The sequence below is a fragment of the Vibrio halioticoli NBRC 102217 genome (assembly GCF_000496695.1).
GTDB classification, from domain to species: domain Bacteria; phylum Pseudomonadota; class Gammaproteobacteria; order Enterobacterales; family Vibrionaceae; genus Vibrio; species Vibrio halioticoli.
In genome coordinates, this window is the sequence record NZ_BAUJ01000003.1 from 96,903 (window position 1) to 113,354 (window position 16,452).

Genomic DNA, 16,452 nt, shown 5'->3' on the forward strand with positions numbered 1-16,452 from the left:
TTCATCTAGCCCCACAAACATGAACTTATTTACAATGCCGTCTCTATTTTAAGGGGATAAAAATACCATGATTGAACGTCAACAAACTAAACAACGAATGAGCCGTATTGTTAAGCATAACGGGACTATTTACCTGTGTGGTCAGGTGTGTGCCGATGCCACTAAAGGCATTACTGAGCAAACCCAAACTATGCTGGATAAAGTAGAAGAACTGCTACTCGAAGCGGGCAGTGATAAAGAGCATATGCTGTCTGCTACTATCTACATCAAAGACATGCAGGACTTCCAAGAAATGAATGCCGTTTGGGATGCTTGGGTACCAGAAGGTCATGCACCGGCGAGAGCATGTGTTACCGCAGATATGGCTCGTGAAGCTCTGTTAGTTGAGATCTCAGTGATTGCTGCAGAAAAATAACACCGGTAGCTAATAGCACTATTTGCTATAGATTTTCTTATTTATATGAAACCTATCGCAGTAAAATAGTTAAATCTAATGTCAGTTTTTGAAGGGTTCCCCACGTTATTTAGGAATTCTTTTGATAGGTATTAGCGTTTGGTGTTATCTTTTTGATAGGTAAATCTTATTGAGAAAAGCTTTTGAATATTAGAGATTTTGAATATTTAGTGTCTTTGGCAGAGCACAAACATTTTCGTAAGGCCGCTGAAGCCTGTTTTGTGAGTCAGCCGACGTTAAGTGGTCAAATTCGTAAACTTGAAGATGAATTAGGTACCGCTTTACTTGAAAGAAGCAGTCGCAAAGTGTTGTTTACCGATGCTGGGCTGTTACTTGTCGAACAAGCCAAGAAGGTACTTGCGGAAATTAAGCAGTTTACTGAAATGGCCAGCGCACAGGGTGACTCAATGCAAGGGCCGATACATATTGGGTTTATTCCTACGGTAGGCCCATACTTGATGCCGCTGATTGTCCCTAAGATAAAACATGATTTTCCTGATTTAGAAATGTTCCTGTATGAAGCGCAAACTCATCAGTTGGTTTCACAATTGGAAGAGGGAAAACTGGATTGTCTTATTCTGGCCGCGGTAAAAGAAACCGAACCTTTTAATGAGTTAGATCTATATGAAGAGCCTTTGGTTCTGGCGGTTCCTGAAAATCATCGATGGGGCGGGCTAGAGCAACTGGATATGCAGGAGTTGCAAGGCAGTACAGTACTTTCTTTGGGGGACGGGCACTGTTTGCGAGATCAAGCATTAGGGTTTTGCTTCGCCTCTGGCGCAGTGGAAGATCAACGTTTTAAAGCAACTAGCTTAGAAACACTGAGAAATATGGTTTCTGCGGGATCGGGCATTACTCTGTTACCAGAATTAGCGGTGCCACAGGAAAAATCTAAAGATGGCGTAAGCTATATTGAAGCGGTCAACCCTCAACCCTGTAGAAAATTGGTTTTGGCTTATCGACCGGGCTCACCATTCAAACCAAGGTTTGAGGCATTAGCAAAGTATATTGCCAATAGCTTGCAAGAGTCTTGATTAAGCGAGATAAAAAAAACCCCAGACGTTGTCTGGGGATTTTGTGTTTCTAATACTTAGAATAAGCTTCCGCTATCTTCGCCATCCTCACTATCAGAGGAGTCACTGGAGAAAATATCTTCGCCGTAGAATCCATTGCTGGTGTTTTCAGGTTCGTATTCTGTTGGTGCTGTGCCTTCTAGAAAATACTCAAAGCGAGATGTTTCGTCGGCTTTTTGTGTCAGTAGGCTAGAACTACGATCAATACGCGCTTGAATGATGTGTCTAGGCACATGCTTACGTTTAATTGGCTTATCAGCCAATGCCACACGCATAAAGTCAATCCACGCAGGTTGCGCTGTTTTAGCCCCCGCTTCACCGCCAGAGGCTTGTTTAGAGCCTAGGTTAGCGTTTTTGCTGGTACGTCCTAGGTTGCGGTTATGATTATCAAAACCAACCCAAGTAACGGCAACAACATTTGGACCAAAGCCACTGTACCAAGCATCTTTCGATGAGTTAGTGGTACCTGTTTTACCGCCGATATCACGACGTTTTAAGGTTTGCGCACGGAAACCTGTGCCATTCCAGCCAGTACCTTTAGACCAGTTACCACCACCCCAGATGTTGCTGTACATCAACTCTCTAACTAAGAAAGCGGTTTGTGGGGTAATCACTCTTGGTGCGTATCTTGGTTGAGTATGCTCAGCCTGAATACTTTCACCTTTGTCATTGGTTAGCTCTGTTAGTTTCATCTCATGATCTTGAGCGTGTTTAGTCACGTCAGTCACTAAGGTGTTGTCACAGTGAGTTTTACAGATAACCGTTGGGTTAGCTTGGAAACGAACTTCACCATATGGGTTTTCTACACGTTCAATGTAGAAAGGTTCTACATAGTAACCGCCGTTGGCAAATACGGAATAACCTTGCGCCATTTGCACTGGTGTCAAGCTACCGGCACCTAGTGCGATGGTTTCTGAGCGCGGCGTGTTCTCTTTAGCAAAGCCAAAGCGAGTGAGGTAATCACGAGTCTTATCCAGACCCACAGCACGCAATACACGCACCGCCATTACGTTTTTCGATTGAGCAAGCCCGATACGAAGACGCGTTGGACCAAGATAAGTCGGTGGTGAGTTTTTAGGACGCCACGCAGTACCAGCACTCTCATCCCATTGGTTGATAGGGGCATCGTTGATCAAGGTTGCCAAAGTCATGCCATCATCAATCGCAGCCGAATAGATAAATGGTTTAATACTTGAGCCTACCTGACGTAACGATTGAGTGGCACGGTTGAACTTGTTGTGTACAAAGTTAAACCCGCCAACCAATGAGGTAATACGCCCTGAGGTTGGTTCAATTGAAACCATTGCTGTATTCGCACTTGGTATTTGGCTTAGTCGCCAAACAATCGGCGTTGGCTCTTCTGCAGGCTGTTGCTCTGTATCTGCTTTTGTATCAACGACAGGCGTTTCTACAGGAGTCAGTGCGCGAGCTATGTCCGTTGGACGAACCCAAACTTGTTGGCCAACTTCTAGAATGTCAGATGCGCTTTTCGGTGCAGGACCTTGGCTCTTATCGGTTTTATAACGACGAGCCCAACTCATGCCATCCCATTCTATAGTTTGGTAACCATAACTTTTAATGAAAACTTGAGCCGTTTTACCCTCAATGTTAGTGACCACAGCCGGGCGCATAGCACCGTAGCTTGGTTGGGTACGTAGGTATTTCTCTAGAGCAGGTTGATCCATAGCGGTTGCATTGGCTGCCCAAACGACTTTCTCTTCACCACGGTAACCATGACGTTCGTCGTAGTTCACAAGGTTAGTGACAGCCGCAATATTAGCTGCATTTTGCAGTTTTGAATCTACCGTGGTGTAGATGCGCATACCTGAGGTATAAGCCGCTTCTTCACCAAATTTTTTCACCATCCAAGCACGAGCAATCTCTGCCACGTATGGCGCTCTTACTTGTGGCTGTGCGCCATGAGTTTCACCTAACAGATCTTCTGCTGTCGCATCATCAAATTGCTGTTGAGTGATTTTTTGCTCAGCTAGCATTCGGCCCAGTACCACATTACGTCGCGTAGTGGCGCGATCAATGGAATAGATAGGGTTCATGGTCGACGGCGCTTTGGGTAGGCCGGCAATCACCGCCAACTCACCTAGCGTGAGGTCTTGTAGACTTTTACCAAAGTAAACTTGGGCAGCGGCACCTACACCATAGGAGCGATGTCCTAGATAGATTTTATTGAGGTATAACTCGAGGATCTCTTGTTTACTCAATAACTGCTCAATGTGAACGGCAATAAATATCTCTTTAATTTTACGCATTACTTTCTTCTCATTGGATAAGAAGAAGTTTCGAGCCAACTGCTGAGTAATGGTACTTGCCCCTTGACTGGCTGAACCTGTTGAGATTACGGCGACAGCGGCGCGAGTAATACCGATAGGGTCAAAACCATAGTGCTCATAGAAGCGGCTATCTTCGGTAGAGATAACAGCATCAATCAGTTCTTGAGGGATTTGATCAAGTTTTAAAGGGATACGACGCTTTTCGCCAAACTGGGCAATTAGCTTACCGTCGTGTGTGTATACCTGCATTGGTGTTTGCAGTTCAACATCTTTCAGCGTTGCCACATCCGGCAATTGAGGCTTTAGATAATAGTAAAAACCAAAAATTGTACCTAGCCCAAGAACTATGCAAATCAGTGCAAGAACTAACGTAATCTTTATGAACTTCACCCAAGTTTCCTTGTTTTTGAAAGATTTAAATTTGCTCATATTAACAATGAGCATAAACAATAACTTAGTGTAACCGCTTTTTTCATTGGCTACCTAAATTTTTGATATTTACTGTATTTAACAGGGATTTGTATGCTTTATTCCATATTTTCCGGCATTTCTATACGTCAAAACAAACTGATTTGTGTTGTGTTGAAGAACAGTAAATTGGGTTGGAAAATACAGGATTGCCTGACTTATCCGATTAAAAGTAAAAATGATTGGAAATCCGTTAGCGCAGAGCTAAATAAGCATTTACCAAAATGGCGGAATTGTGTCGCAATAAGCTTACAATTTGAAGAGGTGTTACGTAAGAGTTCTGTTATAAATTCACCGTTATCCGTAGATGAAGAGTCATCTTATGTGCGTGAACAGTTATCTCAAGTGTTAGGACAAGACCCTCTCGCCTATGATTATAAACGCAGTGCAGAGCAAAGTACGCCAGAGGATATAGACTTATTTATCTGCAAAAAGGAGACATTGGATACTTTGCTAAAGGAAAGTAGCTTAACCATTAATGTGGTGGGGTGGGCGCTGACCGATTTAGCTATCTTGAGCCAGCAATTACTATCTGATAGCCAACTAACGGCTCACTATGCCTTAGAAATCCGCGATGACAAAATCACAGCGGTATCTCTTGACGGGCGACTGACCACACATACATTTGATTCCAATCCCTGCCGTTTTTCTGAACTGGCGCAGAGCTTACAGCAGCATGAATTAGCGGTGAGTTTACAAGCAGAAGGGTCGAGTTTGAGTTTGTTGTTATTTGGCTCTCAGACGCAAGTCAGGAACTTTCAAGATAAAACCGCTACCTACTCAACAGTGTGTTGTATTGATGCCTCACAACTGTTGCAGGATAAAGCTCAAGACACGGAACTGATGGCATTTAGTTCGTATTATCCAGCACTGGCTTGTGCGCTCGGCGCTATGTCGTGGTGTGAGGTCGTCTAATGATTAACTTCCTTCCTTGGCGAGAACAGATAGCACGGCGTAAAAAGTGGGTTTTCTGGCTACGCCTTACTTTGTTGCCCTTATTAGTCTTGATTAGCCTGCTGATTGCTTTGAGGTTAACCACGCAATATCAACAGCAACTGCGTGTTGAGTTACAAGCATTGAACTCTGAAATAAATGCAGCGAAGCGCATTCATATTGAGGCGACTCGTATCGCAGATGAGAAAACTAACTGGCGTGAGCGCCTGCTTCTCGTTCAGAGCTATTATGCGCAAGGCGAGCGTCCTTTACCCATTGATATTTTGCCCCATAAACCTGCGATGCAAGGCATCAGCTTGTTGAGTTTTGCTTGCCAATTTTCAGAATGTGAAATCAAAGGAAGGGTGCAATATCTCCATCAACTTAGCCCTTTTATGGATTATTTAGCCAAATCGCCTTTTTTAAAGTATCTACAGATTGAACAACTGCTACCAAAGACTAGCGATGATATGCAAACCAGTACTCTGTTCTTAATTTCATTTCAACTGGTCAGTGAAGCACTGTGAGTTGGTTATTGTTTTACGATTGGAGTCGCTGGCTTTATTTCCCTAAAGCTTGGATTTATGGCGTCAGTGTATTAATGGCAAGCAGTTGCGTGCTTGGTGCATGGGGAGTTTGGATTGCGCTTATTCAACCTAAACAACAAGAACTCATAGAACAGTTGTCATCCAAGCAGCATGAGCATCTTATTTATTTAAAAAAGTTAGAGTTACTGGCCCAGCCACAACCCGATTATCAAGCTCAATATCAACAGCTGACAATGAATCGCCCCTTAACATTGTCGAAAGTGAATCTGTTTAATTATGTCTCTGCTGATTTACAGCGCTCTTCCGTACTTCTTAGTGTGTGGCAATGGCATAAAGCACCTAACAGCCATCGCCTCACGGTGGAGGTACAAGGAGAGTTTTCTGCCGTTAGAAGTTTAGTGCAAAGGGTGATGGAATATTCAGATTTTGTCGCTCTAGAAAGTATGACCTTGGCGCGGGATTCGGTGCAGAGCAACCGGATTGATGGGCAATTTGTGTTCGACTTTTTTGTTGGGGATGAAGTAGGGGAATAATCACATGCAACGTACTTCTTTCATCCTTATTCTATGGTTTTTTTTTAGTTCAGTGCTTGCCGAGGAGCAGCAGTGGTTTTCTGCGCCAGCGATTGAGGTTCGCAATAATTCATCCCAACCCGCCGTGGCAATTGCACCTAGTCAGCCAGAACTCACAATTAATCCATTGGAAGCATTGAACACTCTCACTCTTCATCCACCGTTATCTTCACAACTGTTCGCGATTAAATACGCTAAAGCGTCAGATATTGCCGATATTTTGGATCATCATCGCCGAGTAGGGACGGTTTCAGAATTTGGTTCTATCGCGGTCGATGACAGAACTAACTCATTGCTTATCTATGATCATCCCGACAATTTAGTGCGTATTGTTGAGATTATTGAATCTTTAGATATCCCAGTTAAACAAGTACAAATTGAGGCCAGAATCGTCACTATCAATGAGGGCGAATTGGATGAGCTTGGCGTGCGTTGGGGCTTTAGCAATATTAATACGGATAGCAAAGTCACCCCTAGTATTGAAGCGTCAAAGGGCAGTACGGATTTGGTCGATCATTTAAATGTGAACTTGGGATTAGCTAACCCCAATGCCTCCACGATTGCTTTTCAATTGGCAAAACTAGGTTCAGATACCTTACTTGATTTAGAGCTTTCTGCTCTGCAGGCCGAATCAAGGGCTGAAATTATTTCCAGCCCAAGGTTAGTCACCACCAATAAGCAGGCTGCTTATATTGAGCAAGGTTCAGAAATCCCTTATTTAGAAGCGGCTTCAAGTGGCGCGACATCCATTTCATTTCGTAAAGCGGTGCTGAGTTTGAAGGTGGTTCCGCAGATAACGCCAGACAATCATCTAGTTTTAGACTTGATAGTGACCCAAGACAGACCTGGTCAAGTGGTCAAAACTGGCATCGGTGAATCGGTAGCTATCGACACGCAACGTGTGCAAACGCAAGTTTTGGTTGAAAATGGTGAAACTATTGTACTGGGTGGAATTTATCAGAAAAGCATTATCCGAAATGTTGAGAAAGTACCGTATCTTTCTGATATTCCTTGGTTTGGTCGCTTTTTTAAGCGAACTTCTGACAAGTTTGGACGTAGTGAGTTGTTGATATTTGTCACTCCTTCCATCCTCTTTCCAAAAAAAGATAAAATATAATTTGCATTGTTGATGGCAAATCCAGATAATTTCGGGTCTTATCACGATTCATATGTGAGGAACTTGGCGTCATTTCTCTATACCGACTATTTAGCGGTAAAATGAAGGTGGCGGTGTAATTTGACTTTAACGTTGTAAAATACTGCTTAACATGGCTGAAAAACGTAATATTTTCCTTGTTGGCCCAATGGGCGCCGGCAAAAGCACAATAGGTAGACACCTAGCACAGCAACTTCATATGGAGTTTGTTGATTCTGATACGGTAATCGAAGAGCGCACTGGCGCTGATATCGCTTGGGTATTCGATGTGGAAGGCGAAGAAGGCTTCCGCAAGCGTGAAGAAGGTGTGATCAATGACCTTACCCAAGAACAGGGTATCGTTCTTGCGACCGGTGGTGGCTCAGTAATGAGTAAAGAAAACCGCAACCGTCTATCTGCTCGTGGCGTGGTAGTGTATCTAGAGACCACTATCGAAAAACAACTTGCTCGCACTAATCGCGATAAAAAGCGTCCGCTTTTGCAAACTGATGAACCTCGTGAGGTTCTTGAGGCTTTAGCTGCAGAGCGTAACCCACAGTATGAAGAAGTTTCAGACTATACGGTTAAAACTGACGATCAAAGTGCAAAAATAGTTGCAAATCAAATCGTTAAAATGTTGGAAGAGCGTTAATCTTCCAACGTTAATCTTACTGAGGAGAGCATCCCATGGAACGGATCACGGTAAGTTTAGGGGAGCGAAGCTACCCAATTTCAATTGGTGCTGGGTTATTGGGTAACCCGGCCCTCTTTTCAAGTCTATTCCCATCGTCAAAAGATTTATCACAGCAACAAGTGGTTATTATCACTAACACAACCGTTGGTCCTCTCTACGCTGATAGAGTGAAGCAACAATTTGTTGAGTTAGGGTGCAACACAAAAGTCTTAGAACTGCCTGACGGTGAACAATATAAATCCCTAGAAACCTTTAATGATGTGATGAGCTTTTTGCTTGAGCATAACTACAGCCGCGACGTACTTTTAGTTGCATTAGGCGGTGGTGTCATTGGTGATCTGGTGGGATTTGTGGCTGCGTGTTACCAGCGCGGTGTAGATTTTGTGCAAATTCCGACAACTCTACTGTCTCAAGTCGATTCTTCTGTTGGTGGCAAGACTGCGGTTAACCATCCTTTAGGCAAAAATATGATAGGCGCGTTCTATCAACCTAAAGCTGTGATTATTGATATCAATACTTTAGCCACTTTGCCTGATAAAGAGTTTTCGGCCGGTATGGCTGAGGTAGTGAAATACGGTGTGATTGTAGATAAGCCATTTTTTGAATGGATAGAACAACATATCGAATCACTGACAGAGCTAGAGAGTAGTGCGGTTATCAAAGCGGTGGCTACCTGCTGTCAAATTAAAGCTGATGTTGTTGCTCAAGACGAAAAAGAGTCAGGTATTCGAGCGTTATTGAATCTTGGTCATACTTTTGGTCATGCTATTGAAGCTGAATTGGGCTATGGTAACTGGCTACATGGCGAAGCTGTGTCATCAGGTACCGTAATGGCAGCAAGAACGGCAGCCTATGCTGGAATGCTTGATGCTATTGATGTCGACAGAATTGAATCACTGCTTATTGCCTGCGATTTACCTGTACATACACCAGAGAGCATGTCTGGTGAGGACTTCATGAAGCATATGATGCGCGATAAAAAAGTACTGTCGGGACGTTTACGCTTAGTGTTACCCAATGCAATTGGTAGTGCCAAAGTGATTAGCGAAATCGACCTTACGCATGTTTATCAAGCTATCGAGGACGGACGTAAATAAAAGTAACATACAGGGATAGTGGATGAGTCAGTCTCATAAGGCCAGAACATTGGAGTTACAATCACAGGCGTTGTTGCTAGATAAATTGCGTCTGATGACTCGTTTTGGCTCAAATCTCGTTACTTTGATTGGCTCAAGAGGGGCAGGTAAATCCTGGCTTCTTGAGCGTCATTTCTCACAATGTATTGTCGGTTATAAAGCTAAGCTACTCGGTGAACCTGCGATGTCAGAGCAAGACATGGCTGAATCCTTATTGGCACAACTGACTACTAATCATGCGTATTCTGCGCAGCACTCTATTTTTGAAAATTTAGACCAAGCATTAGGCTTACCGGCGGCTGAATTTACTATTTTGGTGGATGATGCTGGCTTATTCTCCGAAGAAATTCTTTTGTCCTTGTGGAATTTGGTCGAGCGCATTCAAGCTCACCCTACGTGGACTATCAATGTAATCATGGCATGTGGCCCTGACTTATTGTCAAAGAAAATCCTGCCCCTATGTCATCAATTTAATACTCAACCTGTACAACTCATTATTGAGCCTCTGCCAAAAACAGAGGTGGAATTTTTCTTAGAGTTGATGGTACTTAGAAAATTTGAAAGCTTGAACAAGCGCGACAGTATTCGTAAAAAGGCGAATCGTTGCCCTCAGTATCCGGGCGAATTAATGGCATTAGGAAGTAAAGTGAAACCAATGAAAACGGCATTATCTTCTCACAATGGCTCAGCCAAATCCGGCGTTGTTGTGATCATTCTCATTATTGTGATTGCGTTAATCGCTTGGTGGGTATTATCCGCTTCAAACTCTACTTCGCAGCCCGATGCAACCGATCAGGCATTAAGTAGCAATGTTGAGAAAGCCACTCCTGAATCTGAAAGCGTACAAAACCAACAGGTTGCTGATTTTTCGGCTAAAGAAGAACAAACTCTGACTGACGATAGCCATCAATTGCCACCACCAGTAACCGGTAAAACCATCACTTTAGATGATAATAGCCGTGGTCAAGAACGAGTCGTTGTTCCTGACAAGGTGGTTGATTCTTTGATTGATACTGAAACGCAAGTGGTGAAGCCGACAGTGAAGCCGTCGACTTCGACAATTGCCACTCCATCGGCATCTGCAGAACAAGACAATAGCACTCAGCCAATAGTCCATTTCTCTTTTGCGCGAGATGAACTGCTGGCTATCAGCAGTAAGCGCTATACCGTACAACTTGGCGCATTACGCAGTATGGGAGAAGTGCAGGCGTTTATTGATGAGCACCAATTGCAAAACCAAGTACGCATTTATCCGACACCTCGTTCGGGTAAAACTTGGTACATTATTACCTATCAAGACTTCCGTTTTGTAAAGCAAGCCAGTGAAGCAATTGAACAGTTACCCGATGCGCTACAAAGTGTCGGCCCTTGGGTTAAGTCGATGTCACAAGTGCACAAAGAGGTTGTGGCAGGAAAATAACACTGAGACATATGTCATTTTGTGATACATTCCGCGTCCTAGAAACTATGGGTAGTGAAGACCAGCAATGAAAAAACAACGAGCCTTTTTAAAGTGGGCAGGTGGTAAATATGGACTCGTTGATGATATTCAGCGTCATCTACCACAAGCAAAAAAGCTAGTTGAACCTTTTGTTGGGGCAGGCTCGGTATTTTTAAATACCGACTATGAACACTACCTACTTGCAGATATCAATCCAGATCTTATCAATCTGTACAATCTGTTAAAGCATGATCCGCAGCCTTATATCAATGAGGCAAAACGCATGTTCACCGCTGAATACAATCAAAAAGAAGTGTATCTAGACGTTCGCAAACAGTTCAACGCCAGCGATGATATTCAGTTTCGCTCGGTGGCCTTTTTGTATATGAATCGCTTTGGTTTTAATGGTTTATGTCGCTATAACAAAAAAGGCGGTTTTAATGTGCCGTTTGGTTCGTATAAAAAGCCTTACTTCCCAGAACAAGAACTGGAGTTTTTTGCTGAAAAAGCCAGTAAAGCGACTTTTGTCTGTGAAGGATATTTAGAGACCTTTAAGCGTGCCAGAAAGGGCAGTGTTATCTACTGCGATCCGCCTTATGCGCCGTTATCGACCACTTCAAACTTTACTACCTACTCAGGTAATGGTTTTTCTCTGGATGACCAAGCCGCATTAGCGGATGTTGCCGAGCGCACTGCCAATAAGCGTGGCATCCCGGTACTGATCTCAAACCATGACACGGTATTAACGCGTCGCTTATATCATGGCGCGCAACTGAATGTGGTGAAAGTGAAGCGCACCATTAGCCGAAATGGCGCAGGACGCAATAAGGTGGACGAATTGTTAGCCTTATTTAATCGTGATGCTTAACACCAGTCGCAACATTGACATTCATTTGTAAATTGTCCTTTTAGTTTATAGTTTGCTTTTGTAGAATTGCGCGCAAATTGAACGCATTATTCTAGGGAACAGCTATGAACGACTTTCTTATTGCACCATCTATTTTATCTGCAGATTTTGCTCGTTTAGGCGAAGATGTTGAGCGTGTATTGGCCGCCGGTGCCGATGTAGTGCATTTTGATGTAATGGATAATCACTATGTGCCAAATCTGACTTTTGGCGCACCTATCTGTAAAGCACTGCGTGATTACGGCATTACCGCACCTATCGATGTTCACCTGATGGTGAAGCCTGTTGATTCTATTGTTCCAGAATTTGCTAAAGCGGGTGCCAGCATGATTACCTTCCATATCGAAGCGTCTGAGCATGTTGACCGCACTTTGCAACTCATCAAGCAACACGGCTGTAAAGCGGGCGTTGTATTAAACCCAGCCACTCCTTTGACTCACTTAGACTACATCATGGATAAGGTTGATATGATCTTATTGATGTCTGTAAACCCAGGTTTCGGCGGTCAGTCATTTATCCCTAACACTTTAGATAAGCTACGCGCTGTACGTGAACGTATTGACGCAAGCGGTCGTGATATTCGTTTAGAGATCGATGGCGGAGTTAAGGTTGACAACATTCGTGAAATTGCGGAAGCGGGTGCGGATATGTTTGTGGCAGGTTCGGCGATTTTTAATCAACCTGATTATCAACAGGTGATTAATGAAATGCGCGCCGAATTAGCGAAAGTGAAATAATTAAGGTGGAATAACTGTGGCTCTAAATCTAACTAAGTTATTGGCTTTTGATCTTGATGGAACGCTTCTCGATAGTGTTCCAGATCTTGCCATTGCAACGGATCAAGCGGTACAAGCTATGGGGCACCCAAGTGTCTCTGAAGCGCAAGTGCGCGAGTGGGTAGGCAATGGCGCAGATGTATTAGTGGCGCGTGCTTTAAGTCGAAGCATGCACATTGACCCAGCATTGAGTGACGAAACTAAGCAACAAGCGCGCCAGTATTTTGACCGCTTTTATGCCGAGTGTGGACACACGCAAAGCAACTTATATCCTAGCGTTGCAGAATCGCTAAATAAGCTTCATCAAGCCGGTTATCTATTGGCGATTGTGACCAACAAACCTTATCAGTTTGTACCAGAGATCCTATCTCAGCATGGTCTTAGTGACCTCTTCATCGACGTATTAGGTGGCGATGCTCTGGAAAAGAAAAAGCCCGATCCAATGCCACTGAATCACCTGCTTGAAAAGCATCAGCTTTCAACGGCCGAGATGATCATGATTGGAGATTCTAAAAACGACATTCTGGCCGCGAAAAATGCCGGAGTGACATCCGTTGCTTTACCGTATGGTTATAATCACGGTGAGCCTATCGAGTCTTCTCACCCCGATTATCTGATTGACGACTTATCACAGTTAGTTGAACTGCTGCCATCTTGCCACTGATCCCCAATGAATGAGCCTGAATTGTCAACTTAGGCTCGTTTTACTGTTTTTTTTCTTCCAATATATTTGTCGATGAGTACACTGTTTTATCGTATAAAAAATTAATTTTAGAAGTATTGAGGAAGTAATTATCATGACCACTAAACCAATAGTGTTAAGCGGTGTTCAGCCGTCTGGTGAATTAAGCATTGGCAACTATCTTGGTGCTCTGCGTCAATGGAATCAGATGCAAGATGATTACGACTGTCAATACTGTGTTGTTGACCTACATGCCATCACGGTACGTCAAGATGCTAAAGCTCTGCACGAAGCAACTCTAGACGCTCTGGCTATTTGTCTTGCAGTCGGCGTAACCCCAGAAAAGAGCACTTTGTTTGTTCAATCTCACGTACCAGAACACGCTCAACTAGGCTGGATTCTAAACTGCTACACCCAAATGGGTGAGTTAAATCGTATGACTCAGTTTAAGGATAAGTCGCAACGCTACGCGAATGACGTAAATGTGGGCTTATATGATTACCCAGTATTGATGGCAGCCGATATCTTGCTATACGGCGCGCACCAAGTGCCGGTGGGCAACGATCAGAAGCAACACCTTGAGTTAGCTCGTGATATCGCAAACCGCTTTAACAACATCTACGCAACCCCTGAATCGCCTATCTTCCAAATCCCAGAACCGCACATTCCAACTGTGAATGCTCGTGTGATGAGCTTACAAGATGCGAGCAAGAAGATGTCGAAGTCGGATGATAACCGTAAGAACGTGATTACGCTTCTTGAAGATCCTAAATCGATCATCAAGAAAATCAACAAAGCGCAAACGGATCCAGAAAATCCACCGCGCATTGCTTATGATGTAGAAAACAAAGCGGGTATCGCAAACCTTATGGGTCTTTACTCTGCCGCTACCAATAAAACCTTTGCTGAAATTGAAGCTCAATACCAAGGTGTTGAGATGTACGGCCCATTCAAGAAAGATGTGGGCGAAGCCTTAGTTGAAATGCTAGAGCCAATTCAAGCTGAATATCGTCGTGTTCGTCAGGACATGCCTTATCTTAACAAAGTTATGAAAGCGGGCGCTGAAAAAGCATCTGCACGAGCTGCGGTAACATTGGAAAAAGTTTACCAAGCGGTTGGTTTTGTTAAGCGCCCGTTTTAAACCTCTTACTTAAGCACTGCTTTTAATTAAACGCGGGCTCAAATCAGTTGTGATAGAATGCCATCGCCTCAAAGGTGGTGGCATTTTTTATTTGTTTGGATTTTTGTATGCTGTTAATCATTGATAACTATGACTCTTTTACTTACAACCTCTATCAATACTTTTGTAAGTTAGGTTGCGAGACTAAAGTTGTACGCAATGATGCCATTACCCTTGCCCAAATCCATGCCTTACAACCACAAGCCATTGTGATATCTCCCGGGCCTTGTACACCTAACGAAGCGGGTATTTCGCTACAGGTTATTCAAGAGTTCATGGGGAAAGTACCCTTACTTGGCGTTTGTCTTGGCCATCAAGCGATTGCTCAAGTGCTGGGTGGGAAAGTCATTCGTGCGGATAAAGTCATGCACGGAAAAACCTCTCCAATTCGCCACACCAACCAAGGCGTATTCACTGATTTAAATAATCCACTCACGGTCACTCGTTATCATTCTCTGATCGTAGAAAAAACCTCTTTACCTGATTGCCTTGAAATGACCTCATGGACGGTTGATGAAAATGGACAAGCCAAAGAGATCATGGGCTATCGTCATAAGACCTTGCCTATCGAAGGGGTGCAGTTTCATCCAGAATCGATTAAGACAGAGCAGGGACTAGAGATCTTAGCTAACTTCTTTAAGCATACTGCTTGTCTATAGTTCACAGCTTATAATCAAAAACGCATATCTATTGAGATTGCTTGCATAATATTTATCTAGAATTATTGGTGTTGTGCAGGTGTTTGTTATGCTCAATGATATCTTTTTCTCTTTATTATCCCTATCGAGTCACACTGTGCACGATTTGTTCGGTATACTAGGCCAATAAAACAGATATTTAGCTTGAAATAGTTAATAACTTGTTAATACAATGCCTATATAGACGAAAAGTCTTCTGCAATGCATAAATAACGAATTTTACCGTTGCAGGGAAAATGCATAAAGGAGTGATGGATATGACAGATGTAACGCGTAAAGACTTCGATGAAGTAATGATTCCTTGCTATAACCCAATGGCGGTTATTCCTGTTCGAGGGCAAGGTGCGCGAGTCTGGGATCAGCAGGACAACGAATACATTGATTTTGCGGGTGGGATTGCGGTGAGCTGTTTAGGGCACTGTCATCCAATCATGGTTGAAGCCTTATCTGAGCAAGCCAATAAGTTATGGCACCTAAGTAATGTCATGACCAACGAACCGGCACTTCGATTAGGTAAGAAACTGGTTCAATTGAGCTTTGCTGATAAAGTCTTTTTTGCTAACTCAGGCGCAGAAGCGAACGAAGCCGCTTTAAAATTGGCACGCCGTTACGCTGCCGATGAGTTTGGTAGTCAAAAATCAAAAATCATCGCTTTTAATCAAGGTTTTCATGGTCGAACTTTCTTTACTGTGACCGTGGGTGGACAAGCCGCTTACTCTGATGGTTTTGGTCCTAAGCCTGGTGATATTGAGCATATTCCTTACAACGATATCGAAGCCTTCAAAGCTGCAATATCTGACGAAACTTGTGCGGTGATGATGGAGCCTCTACAAGGCGAAGGTGGCATTATTTCGCCACAGCCAGAGTTTGCACAAACAGTGCGTGAACTGTGTGATAAGCACAATGCACTACTGATTTTTGATGAAGTTCAAACAGGTAATGGTCGTACAGGTGATTTCTATGCTTACCAAGGATTAGGTGTGACACCTGATATCTTGAGTACAGCTAAATCGTTAGGTGGCGGTTTTCCTATCGGCGCTATGTTAACCACCGATAAGCTAGCGCAGCATTTCAAAGTGGGCACTCATGGTTCTACTTATGGCGGTAACCCATTGGCGTGTGCTGTCGCAGAAGCGGTAGTCAATCACATTTCACAGCCTGAAGTTCTGCAAGGTGTGAAAGATCGTGAAGCTATTTTCCGTGCCGAGCTTGAGCGCATCAATGCTAAGTATCCAATGTTTGCTGAATTTAGAGGTAAAGGGCTACTACTGGGCGCTGAACTTAATGACAACTGGAAAGGCCGAGCTCGTGACGTATTAGTTGCGGCAGGTGAAGAGGGACTACTGGTGTTAGTTGCTGGAGCAAATGTGGTTCGCTTTACGCCTTCACTCGTGATCACGACAGAAGAAATTACACAAGGACTTAAACGCTTCGAAGCAGCAGTAGCAAAATTATATAACGCCTAGC

Annotated in this window: 15 protein-coding genes and 1 pseudogene; 15 read left to right on the forward strand and 1 reads right to left on the reverse strand. The window is 43.6% G+C overall.

What is annotated here, in order from left to right; all coding sequences use genetic code 11:
* Window positions 1–67 precede the first annotated feature (67 nt).
* On the forward strand, window positions 68–415 hold the full coding sequence (locus tag VHA01S_RS00595) for a RidA family protein (protein WP_023402429.1): 348 nt from the start codon (window positions 68–70) through the stop codon (window positions 413–415).
* A 182-nt stretch (window positions 416–597) separates the two neighbouring features.
* Complete coding sequence (gene oxyR, locus VHA01S_RS00600) at window positions 598–1,488, forward strand: DNA-binding transcriptional regulator OxyR (protein WP_023402430.1); 891 nt, start codon at window positions 598–600, stop codon at window positions 1,486–1,488.
* Window positions 1,489–1,544: 56 nt separating this feature from the next.
* On the opposite strand, the gene VHA01S_RS00605 is transcribed toward oxyR, so the two are convergent.
* Window positions 1,545–4,205 carry a penicillin-binding protein 1A gene (locus VHA01S_RS00605; protein WP_023402431.1) on the reverse strand — a complete coding sequence of 887 codons (2,661 nt, stop codon included), beginning with the start codon at window positions 4,203–4,205 and terminating at the stop codon, window positions 1,545–1,547.
* A 132-nt stretch (window positions 4,206–4,337) separates the two neighbouring features.
* Between VHA01S_RS00605 and VHA01S_RS00610 the strand changes: the two genes are divergently transcribed.
* The 13 genes and pseudogenes from VHA01S_RS00610 to VHA01S_RS00670 all read left to right on the forward strand — a co-directional run bounded on the left by VHA01S_RS00610 (window position 4,338) and on the right by VHA01S_RS00670 (window position 16,451).
* Window positions 4,338–5,198: a hypothetical protein gene (locus VHA01S_RS00610; protein ID WP_023402432.1), complete on the forward strand. Its 861-nt coding sequence runs from the start codon at window positions 4,338–4,340 to the stop codon at window positions 5,196–5,198.
* Entirely contained in the window at window positions 5,198–5,743 is a 546-nt protein-coding gene (locus tag VHA01S_RS00615) for a PilN family protein (RefSeq protein WP_023402433.1), read from the forward strand. The genes VHA01S_RS00610 and VHA01S_RS00615 overlap by 1 nt, the downstream gene beginning before the upstream one ends.
* Complete coding sequence (locus VHA01S_RS00620) at window positions 5,740–6,297, forward strand: hypothetical protein (RefSeq protein WP_023402434.1); 558 nt, start codon at window positions 5,740–5,742, stop codon at window positions 6,295–6,297. The genes VHA01S_RS00615 and VHA01S_RS00620 overlap by 4 nt, the downstream gene beginning before the upstream one ends.
* 124 nt (window positions 6,298–6,421) lie before the next feature.
* Window positions 6,422–7,453, forward strand: a pseudogene (locus VHA01S_RS00625) (type IV pilus secretin PilQ); the annotation flags it as partial.
* A gap of 151 nt (window positions 7,454–7,604) precedes the next feature.
* Window positions 7,605–8,123 carry a shikimate kinase AroK gene (gene aroK, locus VHA01S_RS00630; protein ID WP_023402436.1) on the forward strand — a complete coding sequence of 173 codons (519 nt, stop codon included), beginning with the start codon at window positions 7,605–7,607 and terminating at the stop codon, window positions 8,121–8,123.
* A gap of 35 nt (window positions 8,124–8,158) precedes the next feature.
* Window positions 8,159–9,262: a 3-dehydroquinate synthase gene (gene aroB / locus VHA01S_RS00635; RefSeq protein ID WP_023402437.1), complete on the forward strand. Its 1,104-nt coding sequence runs from the start codon at window positions 8,159–8,161 to the stop codon at window positions 9,260–9,262.
* A 22-nt stretch (window positions 9,263–9,284) separates the two neighbouring features.
* Complete coding sequence (locus VHA01S_RS00640) at window positions 9,285–10,721, forward strand: SPOR domain-containing protein (RefSeq protein ID WP_023402438.1); 1,437 nt, start codon at window positions 9,285–9,287, stop codon at window positions 10,719–10,721.
* A 67-nt stretch (window positions 10,722–10,788) separates the two neighbouring features.
* Window positions 10,789–11,610 carry a Dam family site-specific DNA-(adenine-N6)-methyltransferase gene (locus VHA01S_RS00645; protein ID WP_023402439.1) on the forward strand — a complete coding sequence of 274 codons (822 nt, stop codon included), beginning with the start codon at window positions 10,789–10,791 and terminating at the stop codon, window positions 11,608–11,610.
* Between the two features lie 104 nt (window positions 11,611–11,714).
* The gene (rpe, locus tag VHA01S_RS00650) at window positions 11,715–12,386 is read left to right on the forward strand and encodes a ribulose-phosphate 3-epimerase (protein ID WP_023402440.1); all 672 of its coding nucleotides are present in this window, start codon (window positions 11,715–11,717) and stop codon (window positions 12,384–12,386) included.
* A gap of 16 nt (window positions 12,387–12,402) precedes the next feature.
* Entirely contained in the window at window positions 12,403–13,089 is a 687-nt protein-coding gene (locus VHA01S_RS00655) for a phosphoglycolate phosphatase (protein WP_023402441.1), read from the forward strand.
* A gap of 133 nt (window positions 13,090–13,222) precedes the next feature.
* On the forward strand, window positions 13,223–14,248 hold the full coding sequence (gene trpS / locus VHA01S_RS00660; RefSeq protein ID WP_023402442.1) for a tryptophan--tRNA ligase: 1,026 nt from the start codon (window positions 13,223–13,225) through the stop codon (window positions 14,246–14,248).
* Between the two features lie 107 nt (window positions 14,249–14,355).
* Complete coding sequence (locus VHA01S_RS00665) at window positions 14,356–14,946, forward strand: aminodeoxychorismate/anthranilate synthase component II (RefSeq protein ID WP_023402443.1); 591 nt, start codon at window positions 14,356–14,358, stop codon at window positions 14,944–14,946.
* Window positions 14,947–15,242: 296 nt separating this feature from the next.
* Complete coding sequence (locus VHA01S_RS00670; RefSeq protein ID WP_023402444.1) at window positions 15,243–16,451, forward strand: aspartate aminotransferase family protein; 1,209 nt, start codon at window positions 15,243–15,245, stop codon at window positions 16,449–16,451.
* Window position 16,452: the final 1 nt, after the last annotated feature.